A 22,531-nucleotide genomic window follows, 5' to 3' on the forward strand; every position below is an offset into this window, starting at 1 on the left:
CGACGGTCTTTATCAGGTGGTGGTGACCGTTCATGATCGAACTGAATCCCGTCCGCCAGCGCATCGCCGACCTGCGGGAACGGCTGGATGCGCTGAGGGGGTACCTTTGACTTCGATGCCAAGGTCGAACGTCTCGAGGAAGTAACCCGGGAGCTCGAGCACCCGGACGTCTGGAACGATGCCGAGCGCGCGCAGGGACTGGGCCGGGAACGGGCCTCCCTCGAAAAGGTCGTGCTGGGCAGCCGCCGCCTCGACGAGGGGCTGGACGGGGCGGTCGAGCTGCTAGAGCTGGCCGAAATGGAAGACGACGAGGAGACGGCGTTGGCCGTCGTCGCGGACGTGGACGGCTACCAGCGCGATGTCGAAACGCTTGAGTTCCAGCGCATGTTCAGCGGCAAGATGGACGCCGCCGCCGCGTTCGTCGACATCCAGGCTGGCGCCGGCGGCACCGAAGCGCAGGACTGGGCCGAGATGCTGTTGCGCATGTACCTGCGCTGGGCCGAGTCGCGCGGGTGGAAGGCCGAACTGATGGAAGCCTCCGGCGGCGAAGTCGCCGGCATCAAGTCGGCCACCTTCAGGGTCGAAGGCGATTTCGCGTATGGCTGGCTGAAGACCGAGACCGGCGTGCACCGCCTCGTGCGCAAGTCGCCGTTCGACTCCGACAACCGCCGCCACACCAGCTTCACCTCGGTGTTCGTCTCGCCCGAAGTCGACGACAACATCGACATCGAGATCAACCCCGCCGACCTGAGGACCGACGTCTACCGCTCCTCGGGCGCCGGTGGGCAGCACGTCAACAAGACCGAGTCTGCGGTCCGCATCACCCACGTGCCGAGCGGCATCGTGGTGGCCTGCCAGAACGGGCGCAGCCAGCACCAGAACCGCGACACCGCGATGAAGATGCTCGCCGCCAAGCTGTACGAGCTGGAACTGCAGAAGCGCAACGCCGAGCGGGATGCGGTCGAGGCGACCAAGGCCGACATCGGCTGGGGCAGCCAGATCCGCAACTACGTGCTTGACCAGAGCCGCATCAAGGACCTGCGCACCGGCATCGAGCGCAGCGATACCCAGAAGGTGCTCGATGGCGACCTGGACGAGTTCGTCGAGGCGAGCCTGAAGGCCGGCCTCGAGGTCGGCGCCAAACGGGCGGACGCCGTCTGAGCCCGCCGTGACGACCGCGCCGCGTCCCCACACGGGCGCGGCGGACTTCCCCCAGAACCGAACCCAGCCGACCATGACCGAAGCCACCCCCGCGCCCACGCCTGCCGACGAGAACTTCCTGATCGCCGAGCGCCGCGGCAAACTCGCTGCCCTCCGCGAGCAGGGCGGGGCGTTCCCCAACGACTTCCGCCGCACCGACTTCGCCGGCGACCTGCAGGCCGAGTACGCCGATGCCGAACGCTTCGACGCCGAGGCCCTTGAGGCCACTGGCCGACAGGTCGCGATGGCTGGGCGGATCATGCTCAAGCGGGTCATGGGCAAGGCGAGCTTCGTCCAGATCCAGGACGAATCGGGCCGCATCCAGCTGTTCCTGCAGGCCAACGCGCTGGGCGACACCTATGCCGCGTTCAAGGGCTGGGACGTGGGCGACATCGTCGCCGTCGAGGGCGGGCTGACGCGCACCCGCACCGGCGAGCTTTCGGTCAAGGCCTCCGCGCTCCGCCTGCTCACCAAGTCGCTGCGGCCGCTGCCGGACAAGTTCCACGGCCTGGCCGACGTCGAGCAGCGCTACCGCCAGCGCTATGTCGACCTGATCGTTTCGCCCGAGGCGCGGGAGGTGTTCATCAAGCGCTCGCAGATCATCCGTGCGATCCGCGAATGGCTCGACACGCGCCGCTTCCTGGAAGTCGAGACGCCGATGATGCATTACATCCCCGGCGGCGCGACGGCCAAGCCCTTCGTGACCCACCACAACGCGCTCGACCTGGAACTGTTCCTGCGCGTCGCGCCGGAGCTGTACCTCAAGCGACTCGTCGTCGGCGGCCTGGAGCGGGTCTACGAGATCAACCGCAACTTCCGCAACGAGGGCGTGTCGACCCGGCACAATCCCGAGTTCACCATGCTCGAACTGTACGAGGCCTACGCCACCTACAACGAGATCATGGACCTGACCGAGAACCTGATCCGCGATGTCGCCGGCCGGGTGCTCGGCACGACCGTCATGGAGTGGGACGGCGCGAAGATCGACGTGGGCCCGGCCTTCCGCCGCTGGCGGCTGGACGAATCGGTGCGCGAGAAGAACCCCGGGATCAGCGTCGAGGATTGCCGCGACCGCGAGGCCCTGGCCCGCCACTGCGAGCGCCTGCAGATCCCGGTCAAGCCCGGGCAGGGCTGGGGCAAGCTGCTGCTGGAGATCTTCGAAAAGACGGTCGAGGGCCAGCTGGAGCAACCGACCTTCATCACCCATTACCCGGTCGAGGTCTCGCCGCTGGCCCGCGAAAGCGACAGCGAGCCGGGCATCACCGACCGCTTCGAGCTGTTCGTGAACGGCAAGGAGCTCGCCAACGGCTTCTCGGAGCTGAACGACCCCGAGGACCAGGCGGCGCGCTTCAAGGCACAGGTCGAGCAGAAGGAGGGCGGCGACGACGAGGCCATGCATTTCGACGCCGACTACATCCGTGCCCTGGAAGTGGGCCTGCCGCCGACCGGCGGGCTGGGGATCGGCATCGACCGCCTGGTCATGCTGATGACCGGCTCGGCCTCGATCCGCGACGTCCTGCTGTTCCCGTACATGCGCCAGTCGGTGGCCGGCTGAGCCCGCTCCGGCCGTTGCAGCCATGGAGTGCGCCGGTGCGCACGGGCCGGGGCTGCGACGGAGGCCGGCCCGCGGTATCCTCGACCTGATGCCTCCCAGGAGGGGAGGCGACTGACGCGGGACTGAGCGTGAACGTTGTAATCGTCGACGACCAGACATCGGCCCGCACGATGCTGCGGCACATCATCGAGGACATCGCGCCCGAGCTGAAGGTGCATGACTTCGGTGAGTCGGAGAGCGGGCTCGCGTGGTGCGAGTCCAACCATCCGGACCTGTTGCTGCTCGATTACCGCATGCCGGGGATCGATGGCCTGGAGTTCGCGCGCCGTTTCCGGCGACGCCCGTTGCACCGCGACATCCCGATCATCCTGGTCACCGTCGTGGGCGACGAGCCGATCCGCCAGGCCGCGCTGGAAGCCGGGGTGATCGACTTCCTCGTCAAGCCGGTCCGCCCCCGCGAGCTGAGGGCGCGCTGCCGCAACCTGCTGCAACTCCGCCAGCAGAGCGAGACCGTCAAGCAGCGAGCGCTCTCGCTGGAACAGCGGCTGCTGGCCAGCATGCACGAGGTCGAGGAACGCGAGCGCGAGACCCTCCAGCGGCTGGCGCGGGCCATCGAGTACCGCGACACCGGCACCAGCGTCTACCTGGAACGGATGTCCCACGTCGCCGGGCTGATCGCCGAGCAGCTGGACATGTTCGAGGACGAGGTGCGGATGATCGAGATGGCCGCGCCCCTGCACGACATCGGCAAGATCGCCATTCCCGACTCGGTCCTGCTCAAGCCCGGTCCCTTGAAGGACGACGAAGTCGACATCATGCGCCGTCACCCGGTGATCGGCCATGAGCTGCTCAGCGGCAGCCAGAACCGGTTCATTCAGACCGCGGCGACGATTGCGCTGCGCCACCACGAGCGATTCGACGGCAGCGGATATCCCGGCGCGCTCAAGGGGGACGAGATCCCGATCGAAGCCCGCATCGTCGCCGTCGCCGATGTGTTCGACGCACTCATATCACCGCGGCCGTACAAGGAAGCCTGGGACATCGAGGCCGCACTGGGCTACCTCACCGAGCAGAGGGGCATCCTGTTCGACCCCCTCTGCGTGGACGCGCTGTTGCGCAACCGCAACCGGCTGGACGAGATCTGCACGCGTTATGCGGCCGGCTCCGTCCGGCCGGGCATGGGCTGACACCCGATGCTCGCCCTGATCAGGCGTCGCCTGGCCCAGCGCCCGGATTCGGAGCACGCCCAGGCCACGGTCCGCATGGTGATCGCCTGCATCATCGTGGGCTACCTGCTGTTCCTGCGCGAGAGCTCCGGCGACGCCGCGCTGTACACCCTGATGCTGGTCGTCATGCTGGCCGAGGCGACGATCGGCGGCCTGCTGCTGGCGGCCATCGTGCTGCGTCCGGGTGTCTCGCACGTCCGGCGCTGGATCGGCATGCTCGCCGACTACTCGACCCTCGCGGTCCTGATGACACTGTCGCCCCATGCCCTGGCACCCCTGTACGTGATCATCATGTGGGTCACGATCGGCAACGGCCTGCGCTACGGCACCCGCTACCTGTACTCCGCGGCGGCGCTCGGCGTCGCGGCGTTCCTGGTACCCGTGCTCGGCTCGGACTACTGGCGCTCGCAGCCTTATCTCGCGGGCGGCCTGCTGCTCGGCCTGCTGGTCATTCCCGCGTACCTGTCTTCGCTGCTCGCCAACCTTCACCGTGCGACCGCGGAAGCCCGGCGGGCGAACGAGGCGAAGAGCCGCTTCCTCGCCAACATGAGCCACGAGCTGCGTTCACCGCTGAATGGCATCATCGGCATGGCCGAGCTGCTGCATGGCACGCGGCTGGCGCCCGAACAGCGCGAGTACGCGGATGTGATCCACACCTCCGCGCAATCGCTGCTCCTGCTGGTCAACGACGTGCTGGACATCTCGGCGATCGAGGCAGGCAAGCTGGAGCGTCGTGACAGCGACTTCAACCTGCAGGACATGGTCCACCGCATGCAGAAGATGCTGCAGCCCATGGCGGCCGCCAAGGGACTGTCGCTGCGCATGGACATCGAGGGGGACGTGCCGGTACGCCTGCATGGCGATGTCGCGCACCTGACCCAGATCCTGCTCAACCTGCTGCACAACGCCATCAAGTTCACCGAAGAGGGCGGGGTGGCCCTGCGCGTGGCCCGGCGTGAAGCGGCCGATGCAGGGACGGTCCAGCTCCGCTTCTCCGTGGCCGACACCGGCATCGGCATCCCGGAGGAGGACGCCCAACGCATCTTCCAGGCCTTCGAACAGGTGGACACCGGGCATACCCGGCGCTTCGGCGGCACCGGCTTGGGCACGACCATCGCCAAGACGCTGACGCAACTGCTCGGAGGTGAAATCGGCCTGGAGCCGAATCCGGACGGGGGCAGCACGTTCTGGGTGGACCTGCCGTTCGAGCTGCAGGCGCCCGGCGCCGCCATCGAGGTGCAGGGCGCGGGCGATGGCGACAAGGTGATCTCCTTCGACGACCCGTTCATCCGCCACCGGATGCGGGTACGGGGCCTGAAGATACTCATTGCCGACGACCAGTCGGCCAACCGCGTCGTGCTGGCCCGCATCCTTGAACGCGCCGGGCACCGGGTGCAGATCGCCAACAACGGCGAACAGGCGCTGGACGCCCTCGAGGACAACCGTTTTGAGCTGCTGGTGCTGGACATGCACATGCCCGACCTCAGCGGCCTGGATGTCATCCGCCAGCTTCGTTTCATGGAAGCAAGGTCAACGCATCGCACGCCTTCGATCATCCTGAGCGCGGATGCCACGCTGCAGGCCTCCGAAGCCGCGAGCGATGCCGGGGCCCGGGCGTTCCTCACCAAGCCGATCGTCGTGGACCGCCTGTTGCAGACGATCGCCGAGGTCGTGGATTCGGAGAACCTTCCGGTCGTGCGCGCGATCAGCGACGTCAGCAGTCCGCTGACCAACCCGGACGTGCTCGAGGAACTGGCGGACATGGGGCTCGGCGAGGCCTTCCTGCGGGATTTCGTCGAGCAGTGCCTGAAGGATGCGGAGGGTTGCCAGGCCTCGCTGGCCAAGGCTGGACAGGACAAGGACTGGACTGCTTTCAGGGAGGTCGCGCATGCCTACAAGGGCATCGCGGAAAACCTCGGCGCACTCTCCATCGCGGAGCGGTGTTCCCAGGCGATGGGGGCCAAGGATGCCGCGCTGGCGCGGGAAGCGGCGCGCATGGTGACCGAACTGGCGGGCCAGCTGGCCTCGGTCGACCGGATCAGTCGCGACGAGGTCGCGCGTCTGACGCGTCCCGGGCGGAACAAGGACATCCCCGAAGCACCTTGATGCCCGCGTTCCGCCGGTCGCTTCTCCCCCTCGTACGGCCCCTCAACCCAGGACCGTCGAAGCCGCCGGCTGCGTGCCCGGCGCCGCCGCGCGTCGCTGCTGCGCACGGATGAGGCGTTCCATGGTGCGCAGGGCGCGGTCATCCAGGCGCAAGGCCGCGTCCACCCATTCCGTGGTGATCTCCAGCAACTCGTCGAGGCGGACCGGATTGCACGCGTGGCGGATGGTGTTCAGCGCCTGCAGGGCGTTGCGCATCCGGCCATGGCGCTTGATGAGCGCCTGCGCGGCGAGGCGGCCTTCGCCCTTCGGCACCACCATGTCGACGATGCCCATTGCCGCCAGTTCTTCGACCGGGTAGACGCGCGCGTCCAGCATCATCCGCTCGGCCTGGACCGCGCTCACCCGGCGGGTCAGGAAGGTATAGGCGCCCATTCCCGGGAAGAGGTCGAACAGCACTTCCGGGAATCCCATCCCGGTCCCTTCCTCGGCAATGATGGTGTGGCAGCACAACGCGGCCTCGAAACCGCCGCCCAGCGCATCGCCTTCGATCACCGCGATGCTGTGCACGCGATCCTCGCAGAGGCGGTGGAAGTTGTAGGCGACCTCCACGCACAGGCGGGCGTAGTCGAGCAGCGCGGCACGGTTGCCGGTGCGTATCAGGCGGGCGAACAGCGAAAGGTCGCCGCCCAGGTTGAATACGTCGCTCTCGGACGTCAGCACCAGGTGCTGGAGGCCGGCCGGCGACGACGCGACCTCGTGGCGGATCTCCTCCTGGACCCGCTTCAGGTCGCGAAGCAGGCGGGGCGAGAAACAGGGGTGGTAGAACTCGGGCGCTCCCGCATGCATCTGGCACCAGTGCGTGCCGCGCTCGGGTTCCGCTGCGTGACGCACCAGCGAGGGGACCTGGTCTGCGTGGATACGGATGGGCATGTTCATGGCTTGACTCCGGAGGAATACGCAGGCAGGGGCACCTGCGACTCGATGCTACACCCGCGGAATCAAGAACCCCCTCACGTGGAGGGGGTCGGTCGGAAGCTCGCTGGGAAGGGCTGGGCCTTCAGGCGGCGGTCTCGTCCCTCAGCTCGCGCCTCAGGATCTTGCCCACGTTGGTCTTCGGGAGCTCGGTCCGGAACTCGACCACCCGCGGGTGCTTGTAGCCCGTCAGGTTCTCGCGGGCGAAGGCTTTCACCTGCTCGGCGGTCAGGCTGGGATCCTTCTTGACGATCACCACCTTGACGACCTCGCCGGACTTCTCGTCCGGCACGCCGACCGCGGCGACTTCCAGCACCTGCGGCATCTCGGCGATCACGTCCTCGATCTCGTTCGGATACACGTTGAAGCCGGACACCAGGATCATGTCCTTCTTGCGGTCGACGATGTAGAAGTAGCCGTTCTCGTCCATCCGCGCCATGTCGCCGGTATGCAGCCAACCGTCGGCATCGAGCACCTTGTCGGTCTCCTCGGGGCGGTTCCAGTACCCCTTCATCACCTGCGGACCGCGGATGCAGAGTTCGCCGACTTCACCCACCGGGAGCAGGCGCCCGTCCTCGTCCTTCACGCAGGCATCCGTGGAGGGGATCGGCAGGCCGATCGAACCGTTGTAATCCTTCAGGTCCATCGGGTTGATGCAGGCGGCGGGCGAGGTCTCGGTCAGCCCGTAGGCTTCCACGAGGGTCACGCCCGTGGCCTTTTTCCAGCGCTCGGCGACGGCGCGCTGCACCGCCATGCCGCCGCCAAGGGTCAGGTGCAGGCGCGAGAAATCCACTTCGTCGAACCCGGGGGTGTTGAGCAGTCCGTTGAAGAGCGTGTTCACGCCGGTGATGGCCGTGAACGGCACCTTCTTCAGCTCCTTCACGAAGCCCGGCATGTCGCGCGGGTTGGTGATCATGTGGTTCAGGCCGCCGAACTTCATGAAGACCAGGCCGTTCGCCGTCAATGCGAAGATGTGGTACAGCGGCAGCGCGGTGATGATCACTTCCTCGCCCGGCTTGACGTTGGTACCCACCCACGCCGACGCCTGCTGCATGTTCGCGACCAGGTTGCGGTGGGTGAGCATCGCCCCCTTCGCCACGCCGGTGGTACCGCCCGTGTACTGCAGGAAGGCGATATCCGAGGGGCCGATCTCCACCCCGGGCAGGCTGTGGGACTCGCCCCGCTTGAGGACCTCGTTGAAGCGGACCGCGCCGGGGATCCGGTACTCCGGCACCATCTTCTTGATGTACTTCAGCACGAAGTTGACGAGGCGCCCCTTGGGGAAGCCCAACAGGTCGCCCAGCCCGGTGGTGATGACCTGCCTGACCTGCGTGTCGCCGATGACCTCCTGCACGGTGTGGCCGAAGTTGTCGAGGACCAGCACCACGCTGGCACCGGAGTCGACGAGCTGGTGCTTCAGTTCGCGCGCGGTGTACATGGGGTTCGTGTTGACGACCGTCAGTCCCGCGCGAAGCACGCCGAACGTGGCGATCGGATACTGCAGGCAGTTGGGCAGCATGATCGCCACCCGATCCCCTTTCTTGAGCTTCAGTTCGCCCAGCAGGTAGGCCGCGAACCGCCGGCTCAGTGCGTCGATCTCACCGTAAGTGAGGGACTTGCCCATGTTCGCGAACGCCGGCCGCTCCTTGTAAAGCTCGATCGCGCTCTCCAGCACCGATACCACCGACGGGAATTCGTCGACATCGATCTCATGCGGAATGCCTTCCGGATATTGCTGGAGCCACGGCCGTTCAGAACTCATCGACAATCCCCCGATTCCTGTGTGTGTCCGCCTGCGCGGACGGCGGCATCCGTGGATGCGCCTGCGTACGTTTGGGCGTCGATTGGAGCACACCCCCCATGGGGTGGCAAGGTAGAGTGCAGCAATCCCGAGCACTCTCCAACGGAGGGCACCGATGCCTGCTTCATCCCGTCTTTTCGCCCTCGTCCTGCTGTGCCTGGTGGCGGCCGGCTGTACCCGCGAAGGGCCCGAGGCGCGCCTCCGGGCGGCGGTCGATGCATTGGGCGCCGCGATCGAAGCGCGGGACGCCGGCGACATCGAGGATGCGCTTGCGACCGACTTCATCGGCCCCGATGCAATGGACCGGGAAGGGGCACGCCGACTCGCCGCCCTGACCTTCATGCGCTACCGGGATGTCGGGGTCACGCTGGGCCCCGCGCGTGTCGAAATGGGCGAGGGCCATGCCACCGTGGCGTTCGAGGCCCTGCTGACCGGCGGCTCGGGCGCGGTCCTGCCCCAGAGCGCACGCGCTTATCGCGTCAAGACCGGCTGGACGGTCGAAGACGGGGAGTGGAAGGTCCAGAGCGTCGACTGGGACAGCGCGGGCCCTTGAAGCGGGGCGAACACGACCGGCACCGCCCCCGGAACGGACGCGGTGCCGTGGCCTCAGGCAGCCTGTCGGGACGCCAGCTGGCGCAGCACGTAATGCAGGATGCCGCCGTGCCTGAAGTACTCGACTTCCTTTGGCGTCAGCAGCAACACCTTCACCTTGAACGCCACCTCGCTTCCATCCGTACGGCGCGCCGTGACGTCCGCGGTCCGGGCCGCACCGTCGTCCAGTCCGGTGATGCTGTAGGTTTCGGTCCCGTCCAGGCCGAGGGCCTCGATGCTGTCGCCCGCCTCGAACCGCAATGGCAACACGCCCATGCCGACCAGGTTGGAGCGGTGAATCCGCTCGAAACTCTCCGCGATGACCGCCTTGACCCCAAGCAGGTTGGTGCCCTTGGCCGCCCAGTCGCGTGACGAACCCGTGCCGTATTCCTTGCCGGCCAGCACCACCAGCGGAACGCCGTCGGCCTTGTACTTCATCGCGGCGTCGTAGATCGCCATCTTTTCCGGTTCGCCGTCGCCGAAATACAACGTGTTGCCACCTTCCTCGCCGCCGAAGAACAGGTTCTTGATGCGGATGTTGGCGAAGGTGCCGCGCACCATCACGTCGTCGTTGCCGCGGCGCGAGCCGTAGCTGTTGAAGTCGGCCGGCTGCACGCCGCGCCCGACCAGGTAGCGCCCGGCCGGCGAATCCTTCTTGATGTTGCCGGCCGGGGAGATGTGGTCGGTGGTGATCGAATCGCCGAACAGGCCGAGCGCCCGCGCACCGGTGATGTCCTCGATCGAGCCCACCTCCATCGTCATGCCGTCGAAGTAGGGCGGGTTCTTGATATAAGTGGACCCGTCGTCCCACTCGAACGACTCGCCGTCGGGGGAGGCGATCTGGTTCCAGCGCGTGTCGCCCTTGAACACGTCGGCGTAGTTCTGCGCGAACAGTTCGGGGCCCACGGTCTCGGCGATCATGTCGCCGATTTCCTTGTTGGTCGGCCAGATGTCGCGCAGGTACACGGCGTTGCCATCCTGGTCGTGACCGATCGGATCGGTGGTCAGGTCGAGATCGATCGTGCCGGCGATCGCGTACGCCACCACCAGTGGCGGGGACGCGAGGTAGTTCATCTTCACCTCGGAATGCACGCGGCCCTCGAAGTTCCGGTTGCCGGAGAGCACGGACGCAACCACCAGGTCGTTCTCGGCGATGCCCTTCGAGACCGGGTCGGGCAGGGGGCCGGAGTTGCCGATGCAGGTGGTGCAGCCGTAGCCCACCACGTAGAAGCCCAGGGCCTCCAGGTCGTCGAGCAGGCCGGCTTTCTCCAGGTAGTCGGTGACCACCAGCGAGCCCGGGCCCAGGGAGGTCTTGACCCACGGCTTGGCCTTCAGCCCAAGCCTGGCGGCGTTGCGCGCCAGCAGGCCGGCGCCGATCATGACCGCGGGATTCGACGTATTCGTGCAGGAAGTGATCGCGGCGATCACCACCGAACCGTCGCGCAGCTCGGCTTCCTGGTCCTGCACGGTGATGCGCGAGACCGGGAGCGCGGCGAGGTGGTCCGCCTGCTCCTGGTGCCCGCCCTCGGCATCCATCCGTGCTTCGCCCCCCTTCGGTTCCCGGTGTGCGATCAGGCCGGTCAGGTTCTCACGGAAATTCACCTGCATGTCGCTCAGCAGCACGCGGTCCTGCGGGCGCTTGGGGCCCGCCAGCGACGGCTTGACGTCGCCCATGTCGAGTTCGAGCGTCGCCGAATAGGTAGCCTCCGGTGCACCCGGCTCGTGCCACAGTCCCTGCGCCTTGGCATAGGCCTCGACCAGCGCCACCTGGGCATCGCTGCGACCCGAAAGCCTCAGGTAGTTCAGCGCCTCCGCGTCGATCGGGAAGATGCCGCAGGTCGCACCGTACTCCGGCGCCATGTTGGCGATGGTCGCCCGATCCGCCAGCGGGAGGTGCTGGAGGCCATCGCCGAAGAACTCGACGAATTTCCCGACCACGCCCAGCGAGCGGAGCATCTGCGTGACCGTCAGCACCAGGTCGGTGGCCGTCGCGCCTTCGGGCAGCTTGCCGGTCAGTTTGAAGCCGACCACCTGCGGAATGAGCATGGACGAGGGCTGGCCGAGCATCGCCGCTTCAGCCTCGATGCCACCGACGCCCCAACCCAGCACGCCGATGCCGTTGATCATCGTGGTATGGCTGTCGGTGCCGAACACGGTGTCTGGAAAGGCGAGCCGTTCGCCGTCCACTTCACGCTCGACCACGACACGGGCGAGGTTCTCCAGGTTGACCTGGTGGACGATGCCGGTGTTGGGTGGCACCACCTTGAAATTCTCGAAGGCCTTCTGGCCCCAGCGCAGGAAGCTGTAGCGCTCCTTGTTGCGCTCGAACTCGATCTTGCCGTTGAGGTCCAGCGCATCCGGGCGACCGAATACATCGACCTGGACCGAGTGGTCGATCACCAGTTCGGACGGAATCTGCGGGTTGATCTGCCCCGGGCGTCCACCCAGCCTGCTCACCGCGTCACGCATCGCCGCGAAGTCGACCACGCAGGGCACGCCGGTGAAATCCTGCAAGACCACGCGCGCGGGCATGAAGGCGATCTCGGTGTCCGGCTCCTTCGTCGCATCCCATTGCGCCACCGCCTCGATGTGTTCCGTGCCGACGGTCTGGCCACCGTCCTCGTTGCGGAGCAGGTTCTCCAGCAGGATCTTCATCGAGTAGGGCAGGTGGGCGAGGTCGAAATGCCTGGCCAGCGCCGGCAGGCTGAAGTAGGCGTATGAAGTGCCGTTGACATCCAGTCGGGCGCGGGTGGCGAAGGAATCGCTCATCGAAAGGGCTCCTTTTTTGGCGAGGGCAGGGGCGACCGCGGGCCGACCCGGGCGGTCCGGTATCGCGGCGATGGCGGCCGCCCATGCACGTTTGGCTGCCGTCATGTTAACGGTGGCGATGTGACGATCCGTTGAGTATGCAGGAACAAGTACGTATAATTGATGCATACCTGAAGAGGGCCCGCCATGGACGCCACCGTTGCCGAACGCGGCCAGATCACCTTGCCCAAAGCCGTGCGGGATGCCTTGGGATTGACCAAGGGCACGGTCCTGAAAGTCGAGCTGGAGGGCAGCCGTATCGTTCTGCGCAAGAGCGTGGACGATGCCGTGTCCAGGGCCCGTGGCCGCTTCAAGCTGGACGGCTTCGCCTCCACCGAAGAGGCCATGCACGCGCTTCGCGGGCGGGTACCCGGTGGGTCCGCCGGCGGCGACGGCCCGACATGATCGCACTCGACTCGCCCGTCCTCATCGACCTCCTGGCCGACGGGCCGCAAGCCGACGCCGCGGAGGCATGCCTGCGGCAGTGCCTGAGCGCGGGCCCCGTGGTGGTCAGCGAGGTGGCACTCGCCGAAGTCTGCTGCGCGCTGCAGGACGGCGCCGAAGCACTGGCGGTCCTCGAGGAAATGAGCATCCGCTTCAGCGCCATCGAAGCCAAGGCCGCGTTGCGCGCCGGCGAGATGCAGCGCCGCCATCGCCAGCGCGGCGGCGCTTCCGCTGGCACCCGCGCCGCACCCGACTTCCTGATCGGCGCCCACGCACTCCTGCAGTGCAACGGCCTGATCACCCGTGACGATGCCTTTTACCGCGACTACTTCAAGGGCCTGAAGCTGATCGTTCCCAAGCCCCCCCAGGCCTGAACCCGTTACCGCCTTACCTCCCCATCCCTCATTCCGCCGGAGTCACCATGTTGGAAGCCTACCGCCACCACGCATCCGAGCGCGCCGCACTGGGGATACCCCCGCTGCCGCTCACCGCCCAGCAGACCGCCGAGGTCATCGAACTGCTGAAGGCGCCCCCGGCCGGCGAGGAGGCCTTCCTGCTCGACCTGATCAGCAACCGCGTGCCCGCTGGCGTGGACGAGGCGGCCAGCGTCAAGGCCAGCTACCTCGCCGCGGTCGCCTTCGGTACCGAGGCCTGCCCGCTGATCAGCCGCGAGGAGGCGACCCGCCTGCTCGGTACGATGCTGGGCGGCTACAACATCCAGCCCCTGGTCGACCTGCTCGACGACGCCGCACTGGGCACGATCGCCGCGGACGCGCTGAAGCACACCCTGCTGATGTTCGATGCCTTCCACGACGTCAAGGAAAAGGCCGACCAGGGCAACGCCAATGCCAAGTCGGTCCTGCAGAGCTGGGCCGACGCGGAATGGTTCACCAGCAAGCCGGAAGTGCCGGAGAGCCTGACCATCACCGTCTTCAAGGTGCCGGGCGAGACCAACACCGACGACCTGTCGCCGGCCCCGGACGCCACGACGCGCCCCGACATCCCCATGCATGCGCTGGCGATGCTCAAGAACAAGCGCGACGGCGCGCCCTTCGAGCCGGAAGAAGACGGCAAGCGCGGTCCGATCGCCTTCATCCAGTCGCTGAAGGACAAGGGCCATCCGGTCGCCTACGTCGGCGACGTGGTCGGCACCGGCTCCAGCCGCAAGTCCGCCACCAATTCCGTGCTGTGGTGGACCGGCCATGACCAGGCCCACATCCCGAACAAGCGCTTCGGCGGCGTGTGCCTGGGCGGCAAGATCGCGCCGATCTTCTACAACACCATGGAGGACGCCGGCGCGCTGCCGATCGAGCTCGACGTCTCCGCCATGGAGATGGGCGACGTGGTCGAGCTGCGTCCCTACGAGGGCAAGGCGCTGAAGGACGGCCAGGTCGTCTCGGCGTTCGAGGTCAAGTCGCCGGTGCTGTTCGACGAGGTCCGTGCCGGTGGCCGCATCCCGCTGATCATCGGCCGGGGCCTGACCGCCAAGGCGCGCGAGGCACTGGGCCTGCCGGCCTCCGACCTGTTCCGCCTGCCGCAGCAGCCTGCCGACACCGGCAAGGGCTTCACCCTGGCGCAGAAGATGGTGGGACGCGCCTGTGGCCTGCCGGAAGGCGAGGGCATGCGCCCGGGCACCTACTGCGAGCCGCGCATGACCTCGGTCGGCAGCCAGGACACCACCGGCCCGATGACCCGCGACGAGCTGAAGGACCTGGCCTGCCTGGGCTTCTCCGCCGACCTGGTGATGCAGTCGTTCTGCCACACCGCGGCCTATCCGAAGCCGGTCGACGTCAAGACCCACCATGAGCTGCCGGCCTTCATCAGCAACCGCGGCGGCATCTCGCTGCGCCCGGGCGACGGTGTCATCCACAGCTGGCTCAACCGCATGCTGCTGCCGGACACCGTCGGTACCGGCGGTGACTCGCACACGCGCTTCCCGGTCGGCATCTCGTTCCCGGCCGGCTCGGGCCTGGTGGCCTTCGCCGCGGCGACGGGCGTGATGCCGCTGGACATGCCGGAGTCGGTGCTGGTCCGTTTCAAGGGCGAGATGCAGCCGGGCGTGACCCTGCGTGACCTGGTCAACGCGATCCCGCTCTACGCCATCAAGCAGGACCTGCTGACCGTGGCCAAGGCCGGCAAGAAGAACATCTTCTCTGGCCGGATCCTCGAGATCGAGGGCCTGCCGGACCTGAAGGTCGAGCAGGCGTTCGAACTGTCCGATGCCTCGGCCGAGCGTTCGGCCGCCGGTTGCACGGTGCGCCTGAACGAAGCGCCGATCATCGAGTACCTCAACTCCAACATCACCCTGCTCAAGTGGATGATCGCCGAGGGCTACGAAGATGCCCGCAGCCTGCAGCGCCGCATCGAGGCCATGCAGGCCTGGGTGGCGAACCCGCAGCTGCTGGAGCCGGACGCCGACGCCGAGTACGCGGCGGTGATCGAGATCGACCTGGCCGACGTGCACGAGCCGATCGTCGCCTGTCCGAATGACCCGGACGACGTAAAGACGCTGTCCGACGTCGCCGGCGCGACCATCGACGAGGTGTTCATCGGCTCGTGCATGACCAACATCGGCCACTTCCGCGCTGCCGCGCGCCTGCTGGAAGGCAAGCGTGACATCCCGACCCGCCTGTGGGTGGCGCCGCCGACCAAGATGGACGCCTCGGAACTCACCAAGGAGGGCGTCTATGGCACCTTCGGTACCGCGGGCGCGCGCATGGAGATGCCGGGCTGCTCGCTGTGCATGGGCAACCAGGCGCAGGTGAAGGAGGGCGCCACGGTGTTCTCGACCAGCACCCGCAACTTCCCGAACCGCCTCGGCAAGAACTCCAACGTCTACCTCGGCTCGGCCGAGATGGCGGCGATCTGCTCGCGCCTGGGCCGCATCCCGACCAAGGCCGAGTACATGGCCGACATCGGCGTGATCAACGAGAAGGGTGCGGAGATCTACCGCTACATGAACTTCGACCAGATCGAGGAGTACCGGCAGGTCGCCGACGGCGTTGCCGCCTGACGCACCGCGCGCCTGGAAGACGAAAAAGCCCGGCCAGTGCCGGGCTTTTTCATGGGCCGGACGTCGGGTTCAGCGCAGCGCCTGCTCCGCCGCCTGCCGCATCGCGCCCTTGCTGAACGCGAAGTCCCAGTAGCTGCCCCCCAACTGCCGCCACAGCACCGCCGAACGCACGGCCGCCAACAGCACCGCCCGCACCTCGGCCACGACCGAGGCTTGCCCCAGGTAATGCGGATTGCCCTGCACCAGCACGCGTGGGCGCAGGTGGCTGAGCGTCTCCGAATACAGGTTGCCCAGCGCGGACAGGACCTCCGGATGGCTGCTGCTGCCCTGGCGTTCCGCCATCGCGCGGATCTCGGCGATCCGATCGCGCACCCGCTGTCCCATCTCGGCCTCGCGTACGAAGCGACGCTCCAGTTGCAGGACCGAAAGCGCCAGGCGCGGCATCTGGTCGTCGCTGGCCCGGCCCTCGAAGCGGTCGCGCAGCAATGTCAGCCCCGGCCGGAGGGAGGCGATGCCGCCGTAGACGTCGGCCGGTGTCGCCGCGTCGATGCGGAACACCGAGTCGAGCGACGTCGCCAGGATCGCGTCATGCGCCTGGCCGGTATCGGCGATGCGACGCACCTGCGCGAGGGCCTGGGCGAGGCCTGCAAGGGCCAGGACCCGGTCGGAGATGGCGTTGGAACGGTCGTCGGTCATGCGGCGTGGTTCTGGAGTCGTTGTTCGAGGGGTGCATCCGTGCTGTCGATGACGGCACCGCCCAGGCAATCGTCGCCGTCGTAGAACACGACGGACTGGCCCGGCGTGACGGCACGCTGGGCCTCCTGGAACTGGACCGCGAGACATCCGTCGTCGCCGACGTGTACCTCGCAGGCCTGGTCCGGCTGACGGTAACGCGTCTGCGCCGTGCACTGGAAGCGGCGTGCCGGGGGGGTGTCCGCAATCCAGTGCGCCGTTCCGGAGCGCAAGGTGCGGGACTGGAGCCAGAGGGTATCGTGCCCCTGGTCGACGTACAGGACGTTGGACGCGACGTCCTTCCCGACCACGTACCAGGGTGCCGCTTCGAAACCACGCACGCCGCCGATGTTCAGGCCCTCGCGCTGGCCGAGCGTGAAATAGAACACCCCGGCGTGCCCGCCGATGTCCCGTCCGTCCGGCGTCCGGATGCGCCCCGGGCGCGCCGGCAGGTACGTCGACAGGAACTCGCGGAAATCACGCTCGCCGATGAAACAGATGCCCGTGGAATCCTTCTTGGCCGCGGTCGGCAGGCCGGCTTCGGCGGCGATGCGGCGGACTTCCGGCTTGGGCAGGTCGCCGAGCGGGAACACGGTTGCCGCCAATTGCGCCTGGCCGAGCTGGTGCAGGAAGTAGCTCTGGTCCTTGCCCCGGTCCCGGCCACGCAGCAGGTGGCTGCGGCCGCCTTCATGCACGACCCGGGCATAGTGGCCCGTCGCGATGCGCTCCGCCCCGAGTTCGCGGGCAGCATCGAGGAAATGCTTGAACTTGATCTCGCGGTTGCACAGCACGTCCGGATTCGGCGTGCGGCCCGCTGCGTATTCCGCGAGGAAGTGCTCGAAGACGCCCGCCCAGTATTCGGACGAGAAGTCGCGGAAATGGATCGGGATGCCCAGGCGGCCGCAGACCGCCACCGCGTCGCGGCGATCGTCTTCCGCCCGGCATTCGCCGGTGCCGTCGTCCGCCCAGTTCTGCATGAACAGCCCGGCGATCGATTCCCCCGAATCGCGCAGCCGCAGCGCGGCCACCGACGAATCCACGCCGCCCGACATGCCGACGATGGTCCGCGCAGTGCTCACGCCAAGGCCTGCACCAGCTCCAATGGATACCTGCGACCGGCCAGGTAGTCCGCGGCTGCCTGCCACACCAGCGGGCTGCGGTGCCGCGCAGCGCACGCCTGGAGCTCGCCCGGGCTCATCCAGAGGGCCCGGATGATGCCATCGTCGAGGGCCCGGTCCGGGTCGTGCGCCACCGGCTCGGCCGCGAACGCGAAGCGGAGGAAGTGACGTCCGCCACTTCCGTCCGCCGCGACCGGCGCCTTCCACTGGTACGCCCCCACGAAGGCCGACACCCGGACATCCCAGCCGGTCTCCTCGAGGGTTTCGCGGCGCGCGGCGGCCACCAGGCTTTCATCCGGCTCGAGATGGCCGGCCGGCTGGTTCAGGACCGCCTGGCCGCCGACGGTTTCCTCGACCATCAGCAGGCGACCGTCCGCGACCACCACGGTCGCGACGGTCACGTCGGGTTGCCAGAAACGCCCCTCTCGATAGCTCACGCCAGGCCCATCCTCAGAACTCGTCCTCGCCGTCGGTCAGCACGACCTCCATGCGGTCGGCGATTTCCGCGGCGAAGCGGATGGCGTCGCCCAGTTCGTCGGCCGATGCGTCAGCGGGCAACTTGACCACGTACATGGCCATGTCGCCGTGCTTCGCCCATGCGCCCATCTTGTTCTCCCACGTATCGGACAGCAGCTCGTTGGCCACCAGGGCCGAGAACGAGTCGCCCGGTGCGCGATACGCCGGCGCCCAGATCTCGCGCACCTTGTGGGAGTGGTACGTCTGGATGCTGGAGATCACCAGCACGAGCTGGGTACGGCCGGCATCGAGCTCGTGGATGACCCGGAAGTCGCCATCGTCGTCGACCTGGGCATCGATGCCCAACTGCGCCAGTTGGCGCTCGACGTTGGCATCCTGGGCGAATGCGGCCATCGGTACCAGCAGACCCAGCGCCAGCACGGCGGCCATGGACAGAATACGCATACGCTCCCCCTGCGGTTGTATGGAGCCTGCATTGTGCGTGTGAACGCCCGGGGCGTCCATCGCAGGGCCGCGAGGGAAGGGCATGCAGGTGGGCGCCCCTTTATAATCGACCCCATGTCGAAACGCCCTGACCACGAACGCGACCACGGCACGCTTCTGGAAGCCAGCCGGCCTGAAGTGGCCCGCCCACCGCTGTATTCCGTCCTGCTCCTGAACGATGACTACACCCCGATGGATTTCGTCGTCGACGTCCTGATGCGCTTCTTCCCGATGAATATCGAGAAGGCCACCCAGATCATGCTGCATGTCCACACCCGTGGGCGGGGTGTGTGCGGGGTGTTCACCCGCGAGGTGGCAGAGTCGAAGGTGGCCCAGGTGAACGAATACGCGCGGCTCAACCAGCACCCCTTGCTGTGCACGATGGAAAAGGCCTAAAACAGTCGTGGATGCCGTAGTCAGGGAAGGAAGGAGGTAGCGCGGGGACGGGCCGCGACGGACGGACACAGCATCCCGTGCCCGGGACATGGAAAAGACGGGCAAGTGCCCATACACAGGACAGCAGACGTTCTTCAGGAGGTCGCCTCCCCATGTTCAGCAAGGATCTCGAGTTCAGCATTGGCCAGTGCTACAAGCGCGCCCGCGAGGCGCGCCACGAGTACATGACCGTTGAACACCTGCTGCTGGCCCTGCTCGACAACCCCTCCGCGGAGGAGGTGCTGAAGGCCTGCGGCGTGGATTTCCACCGCCTGCGTTCCGACCTGGAACAGGCGATCGCCACCTCGGTTTCGGTCCTTCCCGAGGACATCGACCGCGATACGCAGCCCACCCTCGGCTTCCAGCGCGTGCTGCAGCGCGCGGTCTACCACGTGCAGTCCTCAGGCAAGAAGGAAGTCACCGGCGCCAACGTCCTGGTGGCCATCTTCGGCGAAAAGGACTCCCACGCCGTCTACTACCTCGGCCAGCAGGATGTCGCCCGGCTGGATGTCGTCAATTACATCTCCCATGGCATCGCCCGGCGCGGCGAGGAGGTCGAGGGCAGCCCCTCCCAGACGGGTGAGGAGGGCGGCGGCGAGGGCGCGGAAGGCGAAGGGAAGGCCGAGCCGCTGGACGAGTTCGCGGTCAACCTGAACAAGCGCGCCGCCGAGGGCCGGATCGACATCCTCGTGGGTCGCTCGGAGGAGATCGAACGGACCATCCAGGTGCTGTGCCGCCGGCGCAAGAACAACCCGCTCTATGTCGGCGAGGCCGGCGTGGGCAAGACCGCGATCGCCGAGGGGCTGGCCCTGCGCATCGTCGACGGCGAAGTCCCGGACGTGCTCAAGAATGCGACCATCTATGCGCTGGACCTCGGCGCGCTGGTGGCCGGCACCAAGTACCGGGGCGACTTCGAGAAGCGCCTCAAGGGCGTGCTGCGGCAGATCCGGAAGGAGCCGGAGGCGATCCTCTTCATCGACGAGATCCACACCATCATCGGCGCGGGTTCCGCCAGTGGCGGCACGATGGACGCCAGCAACCTGATCAAGCCGGCCCTGGCCTCGGGAGAGCTGCGCTGCATCGGCTCGACGACCTTCCAGGAATACCGCGGCGTCTTCGAGAAGGACCGGGCGCTGGCGCGCCGCTTCCAGAAGATCGACATCGTCGAACCGACCGTGGCCGAGACCTTCGAGATCCTCAAGGGGCTCCGGCCGCGCTACCAGGAGCACCACGACGTGCTCTACACCGACGATGCGCTGCAGGCCGCCGTGGACCTCTCGGTCAAGCACATCGGTGACCGGCTGCTGCCGGACAAGGCCATCGACGTCATCGACGAGGCCGGGGCACTCCAGCAGCTGATGTCCGACGAAGAGCGGCACACCCTCATCGACGTGGACACCATCGAGCTGATCGTCGCGCGCATGGCACGCATCCCGGCCAAGCAGGTGAGCGCGACCGACAAGGACGTGCTCCGCAACCTGGAGCGCAACCTGAAGATGGTGATCTTCGGGCAGGACCCGGCGATCGAGACCCTGACCTCGGCGATCAAGCTGGCCCGTTCCGGCTTGGCCAACCCCGACAAGCCGATCGGCAACTTCCTGTTCGCCGGCCCGACCGGCGTCGGCAAGACTGAAGTCACCCGCCAGCTGGCCTTGCAGCTGGGCATCGAACTCGTGCGCTTCGACATGTCCGAGTACATGGAGCCGCACTCGGTCTCGCGCCTGATTGGCGCCCCCCCGGGTTATGTGGGGTTCGACCAGGGCGGCCTGCTGACCGAGAAGATCGTCAAGACCCCGCACTGCGTCCTGTTGCTGGACGAGATCGAGAAGGCGCACCCGGACATCTTCAACATCCTGTTGCAGGTCATGGACCGGGGGGTGCTGACCGACACCAATGGCCGCGAGGCGAACTTCCGCAATGTGATCGTGGTGATGACGACCAACGCCGGTGCCGCGCAGGCCTCGCGCCGGACCATCGGGTTCACCCGCCAGGACCACTCCACGGATGCCATGGAGGCGATCCGCAAAGGCTTCACGCCGGAGTTCCGGAACCGCCTGGACGCGGTGGTGCAGTTCCAGGCACTGGCGATGGAGCACATCCTCCGCGTGGTGGACAAGTTCCTGATCGAACTGGAGTCCCAACTGCACGAGAAGGGCGTGGTCCTTTCCGCGACACCGGAAGCACGGGATTGGCTCGCCCAGCATGGGTTCGACCCGCTGATGGGTGCCCGTCCCATGACCCGCGTGATCCAGGACCGCATCAAGCGGCCGCTGGCGGACGAACTGCTGTTCGGCAAGCTGGTGGACGGCGGTCGCGTCATGGTGGACGTGAAGGAGGGCGAGCTGGAACTGGACGTCCAGCCGGAGCCCGAAAAGCTCCTGCCCGCGACCGTGGAATGACGGACTTCCACGGACGGCAAAAAGGCGGCCATTGGCCGCCTTTTCCTTGCCCTGCAATGACTTGCCGGGATTACTTCATGCGATAGGTGATGCGACCCTTGGTCAGGTCGTAAGGGGTCATTTCCACCTTCACGCGGTCTCCGGTCAGGATGCGGATGTAGTGCTTGCGCATGCGTCCGGAGATATGGGCGATGATCTCGTGCCCGTTTTCGAGGCGCACGCGGAACATGGTGTTCGGAAGGGTTTCCGATACCGTGCCCTCGAATTCGATCACGTCGTCTTTGGCCATGTGGTTCCTGGTGTCCTGGGGCGAAAATGCGGCGACAGGCCCGCTCGGGCCTCGCATCAACCGCGAAGCCGGTCATTTTGCCATGTAAGGCGCTCCGACGCAAAGAAACGACTTGACATCGGCGGGATCAACCGTCCGCCGCGAGCGCCCCGGCTTCGATTCCACCAAATGCGGCCTGCCAGCTCCCGGGCATCCCGGGCTGGAGCACCTGGCGTGCCAGCACGCCCAGGAAGCGGTCACGCGGCCAGGCTTCGGCCCCCATGCGCAGGAGGTGCGGGTTGCCGACCTGCGCATCGAACACCGGCCAGCCCCAGCGCGAGAGCCGCCAGCCAAGCGCGGCCAGCGCGACCTTGGAGGCACCGGACACGGCACTGAACATGCTTTCGCCGAAGAACATGCGCCCGACCGAAACCCCATACAGCCCACCGACCAGGCGATCCCCGGCCATCACTTCGACGGAGTGCGCATGACCCGCCCGGTGGAGCCGCTCGTAGGCGAGGATCATGTCATCGGTAATCCAGGTCCCCCGCTGACCGGGCCGCGGTGCCCCGGCGCAGGCGCGTATCACCTGGCCGAACCGATGGTCGGCCCGGACCCTCCAGTCTAGGCCGCGCAACTGGCGCTTGAACCGCCGCGACAGGTGGACGCCCTCGCTGCGAAAGACCACGCGTGGATCGGGGGACCACCAGAGCACGGGCTGGTCGTCTGCGTACCACGGGAAGATCCCGCTGCGGTAGGCATTGAGCAGGCGGGGAACGGAGAGGTCCCCACCGACGGCCAGCAAGCCGTTGGGGTGCGCCAGCGCCGTCGCCGGAGGGGGGAACGGGGCCAACGGATCAGCCGGCAGCAGGGGCGGGAAGCGGCTCACCCCTTGATGATCCG

Annotated in this window: 19 protein-coding genes; 10 read left to right on the forward strand and 9 right to left on the reverse strand. The window is 67.1% G+C overall.

The annotated features are described in order from the left end of the window. Window positions 1-32 precede the first annotated feature (32 nt). The 4 genes from prfB (at window position 33) to H4F99_RS12380 (ending at window position 6,087) form a co-directional block, all read left to right on the forward strand. A protein-coding gene (gene prfB, locus H4F99_RS12365) for a peptide chain release factor 2 (RefSeq protein WP_182670045.1) occupies window positions 33-1,161 on the forward strand; the annotation gives its coding sequence in 2 pieces (ribosomal slippage) (window positions 33-107 and window positions 109-1,161; 1,128 coding nt in all). 73 nt (window positions 1,162-1,234) lie between these two features. Next, window positions 1,235-2,755: a lysine--tRNA ligase gene (gene lysS, locus H4F99_RS12370; RefSeq protein WP_182670046.1), complete on the forward strand. Its 1,521-nt coding sequence runs from the start codon at window positions 1,235-1,237 to the stop codon at window positions 2,753-2,755. A 128-nt stretch (window positions 2,756-2,883) separates the two neighbouring features. Then, entirely contained in the window at window positions 2,884-3,942 is a 1,059-nt protein-coding gene (locus H4F99_RS12375; protein WP_182670047.1) for an HD domain-containing phosphohydrolase, read from the forward strand. Window positions 3,943-3,948: 6 nt separating this feature from the next. Continuing rightward, complete coding sequence (locus tag H4F99_RS12380; RefSeq protein WP_182670048.1) at window positions 3,949-6,087, forward strand: ATP-binding protein; 2,139 nt, start codon at window positions 3,949-3,951, stop codon at window positions 6,085-6,087. A 42-nt stretch (window positions 6,088-6,129) separates the two neighbouring features. On the opposite strand, the gene H4F99_RS12385 is transcribed toward H4F99_RS12380, so the two are convergent. Together H4F99_RS12385 and H4F99_RS12390 are read right to left on the reverse strand one after the other, a co-directional pair. Further along, complete coding sequence (locus H4F99_RS12385) at window positions 6,130-7,023, reverse strand: crotonase/enoyl-CoA hydratase family protein (protein WP_182670049.1); 894 nt, start codon at window positions 7,021-7,023, stop codon at window positions 6,130-6,132. 121 nt (window positions 7,024-7,144) lie between these two features. Further along, window positions 7,145-8,821: a long-chain fatty acid--CoA ligase gene (locus tag H4F99_RS12390; protein ID WP_182670050.1), complete on the reverse strand. Its 1,677-nt coding sequence runs from the start codon at window positions 8,819-8,821 to the stop codon at window positions 7,145-7,147. Window positions 8,822-8,975: 154 nt separating this feature from the next. On the opposite strand from H4F99_RS12390, the gene H4F99_RS12395 reads away from it, so the two are divergent. Beyond that, complete coding sequence (locus H4F99_RS12395; RefSeq protein ID WP_182670051.1) at window positions 8,976-9,413, forward strand: nuclear transport factor 2 family protein; 438 nt, start codon at window positions 8,976-8,978, stop codon at window positions 9,411-9,413. Between the two features lie 53 nt (window positions 9,414-9,466). Here the strand turns inward: H4F99_RS12395 and acnA are convergent, their stop codons facing one another. Then, window positions 9,467-12,388, reverse strand: a complete 2,922-nt coding sequence (gene acnA / locus H4F99_RS12400; RefSeq protein ID WP_425488025.1) for an aconitate hydratase AcnA — start codon at window positions 12,386-12,388, stop codon at window positions 9,467-9,469. An 18-nt stretch (window positions 12,389-12,406) separates the two neighbouring features. Here acnA and H4F99_RS12405 point away from each other — a divergent pair, with 18 nt between their 5' ends. From H4F99_RS12405 to acnB, 3 genes are read left to right on the forward strand one after another with little or no spacing between them, the layout of a single operon-like run. After that, the gene (locus tag H4F99_RS12405) at window positions 12,407-12,664 is read left to right on the forward strand and encodes an AbrB/MazE/SpoVT family DNA-binding domain-containing protein (protein WP_182670053.1); all 258 of its coding nucleotides are present in this window, start codon (window positions 12,407-12,409) and stop codon (window positions 12,662-12,664) included. Then, window positions 12,661-13,077, forward strand: a complete 417-nt coding sequence (locus tag H4F99_RS12410; protein WP_182670054.1) for a type II toxin-antitoxin system VapC family toxin — start codon at window positions 12,661-12,663, stop codon at window positions 13,075-13,077. Before H4F99_RS12405 ends, H4F99_RS12410 begins: the two co-directional genes overlap by 4 nt. 47 nt (window positions 13,078-13,124) lie before the next feature. Then, window positions 13,125-15,716, forward strand: a complete 2,592-nt coding sequence (gene acnB, locus H4F99_RS12415; RefSeq protein ID WP_182670055.1) for a bifunctional aconitate hydratase 2/2-methylisocitrate dehydratase — start codon at window positions 13,125-13,127, stop codon at window positions 15,714-15,716. Window positions 15,717-15,785: 69 nt separating this feature from the next. Here the strand turns inward: acnB and hflD are convergent, their stop codons facing one another. From hflD to H4F99_RS12435, 4 genes are read right to left on the reverse strand one after another with little or no spacing between them, the layout of a single operon-like run. Then, window positions 15,786-16,412 carry a high frequency lysogenization protein HflD gene (gene hflD / locus H4F99_RS12420; RefSeq protein ID WP_182670056.1) on the reverse strand — a complete coding sequence of 209 codons (627 nt, stop codon included), beginning with the start codon at window positions 16,410-16,412 and terminating at the stop codon, window positions 15,786-15,788. Next, window positions 16,409-17,527 carry a tRNA 2-thiouridine(34) synthase MnmA gene (gene mnmA, locus H4F99_RS12425; RefSeq protein WP_182670057.1) on the reverse strand — a complete coding sequence of 373 codons (1,119 nt, stop codon included), beginning with the start codon at window positions 17,525-17,527 and terminating at the stop codon, window positions 16,409-16,411. Before mnmA ends, hflD begins: the two co-directional genes overlap by 4 nt. Then, window positions 17,524-18,003 (reverse strand): NUDIX domain-containing protein, encoded by a 480-nt coding sequence (locus H4F99_RS14635; RefSeq protein WP_182670058.1) that lies wholly within the window; start codon window positions 18,001-18,003, stop codon window positions 17,524-17,526. Before H4F99_RS14635 ends, mnmA begins: the two co-directional genes overlap by 4 nt. Window positions 18,004-18,016: 13 nt before the next feature. Next, window positions 18,017-18,487 (reverse strand): hypothetical protein, encoded by a 471-nt coding sequence (locus tag H4F99_RS12435; protein ID WP_182670059.1) that lies wholly within the window; start codon window positions 18,485-18,487, stop codon window positions 18,017-18,019. Window positions 18,488-18,601: 114 nt separating this feature from the next. Here H4F99_RS12435 and clpS point away from each other — a divergent pair, with 114 nt between their 5' ends. Both clpS and clpA read left to right on the forward strand, forming a co-directional pair. Next, a complete protein-coding gene (gene clpS / locus H4F99_RS12440; protein ID WP_182670060.1) occupies window positions 18,602-18,922 on the forward strand; it encodes an ATP-dependent Clp protease adapter ClpS in 321 nt (106 codons plus the stop codon). Between the two features lie 152 nt (window positions 18,923-19,074). Next, window positions 19,075-21,360: an ATP-dependent Clp protease ATP-binding subunit ClpA gene (gene clpA / locus H4F99_RS12445; RefSeq protein ID WP_182670061.1), complete on the forward strand. Its 2,286-nt coding sequence runs from the start codon at window positions 19,075-19,077 to the stop codon at window positions 21,358-21,360. 70 nt (window positions 21,361-21,430) lie between these two features. Here the strand turns inward: clpA and infA are convergent, their stop codons facing one another. Further along, window positions 21,431-21,649 carry a translation initiation factor IF-1 gene (infA, locus tag H4F99_RS12450; protein WP_027068842.1) on the reverse strand — a complete coding sequence of 73 codons (219 nt, stop codon included), beginning with the start codon at window positions 21,647-21,649 and terminating at the stop codon, window positions 21,431-21,433. A gap of 127 nt (window positions 21,650-21,776) precedes the next feature. Continuing rightward, window positions 21,777-22,517 (reverse strand): leucyl/phenylalanyl-tRNA--protein transferase, encoded by a 741-nt coding sequence (gene aat, locus H4F99_RS12455; protein ID WP_182670062.1) that lies wholly within the window; start codon window positions 22,515-22,517, stop codon window positions 21,777-21,779. Window positions 22,518-22,531 lie beyond the last annotated feature (14 nt).

The sequence above is a fragment of the Marilutibacter penaei genome, assembly GCF_014145395.1.
Lineage (GTDB): Bacteria > Pseudomonadota > Gammaproteobacteria > Xanthomonadales > Xanthomonadaceae > Marilutibacter > Marilutibacter penaei.

Excerpts from the sequence above, each read along its gene's own strand:
- lysS (WP_182670046.1), top strand. The coding sequence starts at position 1,235 with ATGACCGAAGCCACCCCCGCGCCCACGCCTGCCGACGAGAACTTCCTG.
- H4F99_RS12380 (WP_182670048.1), top strand. The coding sequence starts at position 3,949 with ATGCTCGCCCTGATCAGGCGTCGCCTGGCCCAGCGCCCGGATTCGGAG.
- H4F99_RS12385 (WP_182670049.1), bottom strand. The coding sequence starts at position 7,023 with ATGAACATGCCCATCCGTATCCACGCAGACCAGGTCCCCTCGCTGGTG.
- H4F99_RS12390 (WP_182670050.1), bottom strand. The coding sequence starts at position 8,821 with ATGAGTTCTGAACGGCCGTGGCTCCAGCAATATCCGGAAGGCATTCCG.
- H4F99_RS12395 (WP_182670051.1), top strand. The coding sequence starts at position 8,976 with ATGCCTGCTTCATCCCGTCTTTTCGCCCTCGTCCTGCTGTGCCTGGTG.
- acnA (WP_425488025.1), bottom strand. The coding sequence starts at position 12,388 with ATGCATCAATTATACGTACTTGTTCCTGCATACTCAACGGATCGTCAC.
- H4F99_RS12405 (WP_182670053.1), top strand. The coding sequence starts at position 12,407 with ATGGACGCCACCGTTGCCGAACGCGGCCAGATCACCTTGCCCAAAGCC.
- H4F99_RS12410 (WP_182670054.1), top strand. The coding sequence starts at position 12,661 with ATGATCGCACTCGACTCGCCCGTCCTCATCGACCTCCTGGCCGACGGG.
- acnB (WP_182670055.1), top strand. The coding sequence starts at position 13,125 with ATGTTGGAAGCCTACCGCCACCACGCATCCGAGCGCGCCGCACTGGGG.
- hflD (WP_182670056.1), bottom strand. The coding sequence starts at position 16,412 with ATGACCGACGACCGTTCCAACGCCATCTCCGACCGGGTCCTGGCCCTT.
- H4F99_RS12435 (WP_182670059.1), bottom strand. The coding sequence starts at position 18,487 with ATGCGTATTCTGTCCATGGCCGCCGTGCTGGCGCTGGGTCTGCTGGTA.
- clpS (WP_182670060.1), top strand. The coding sequence starts at position 18,602 with ATGTCGAAACGCCCTGACCACGAACGCGACCACGGCACGCTTCTGGAA.
- clpA (WP_182670061.1), top strand. The coding sequence starts at position 19,075 with ATGTTCAGCAAGGATCTCGAGTTCAGCATTGGCCAGTGCTACAAGCGC.
- infA (WP_027068842.1), bottom strand. The coding sequence starts at position 21,649 with ATGGCCAAAGACGACGTGATCGAATTCGAGGGCACGGTATCGGAAACC.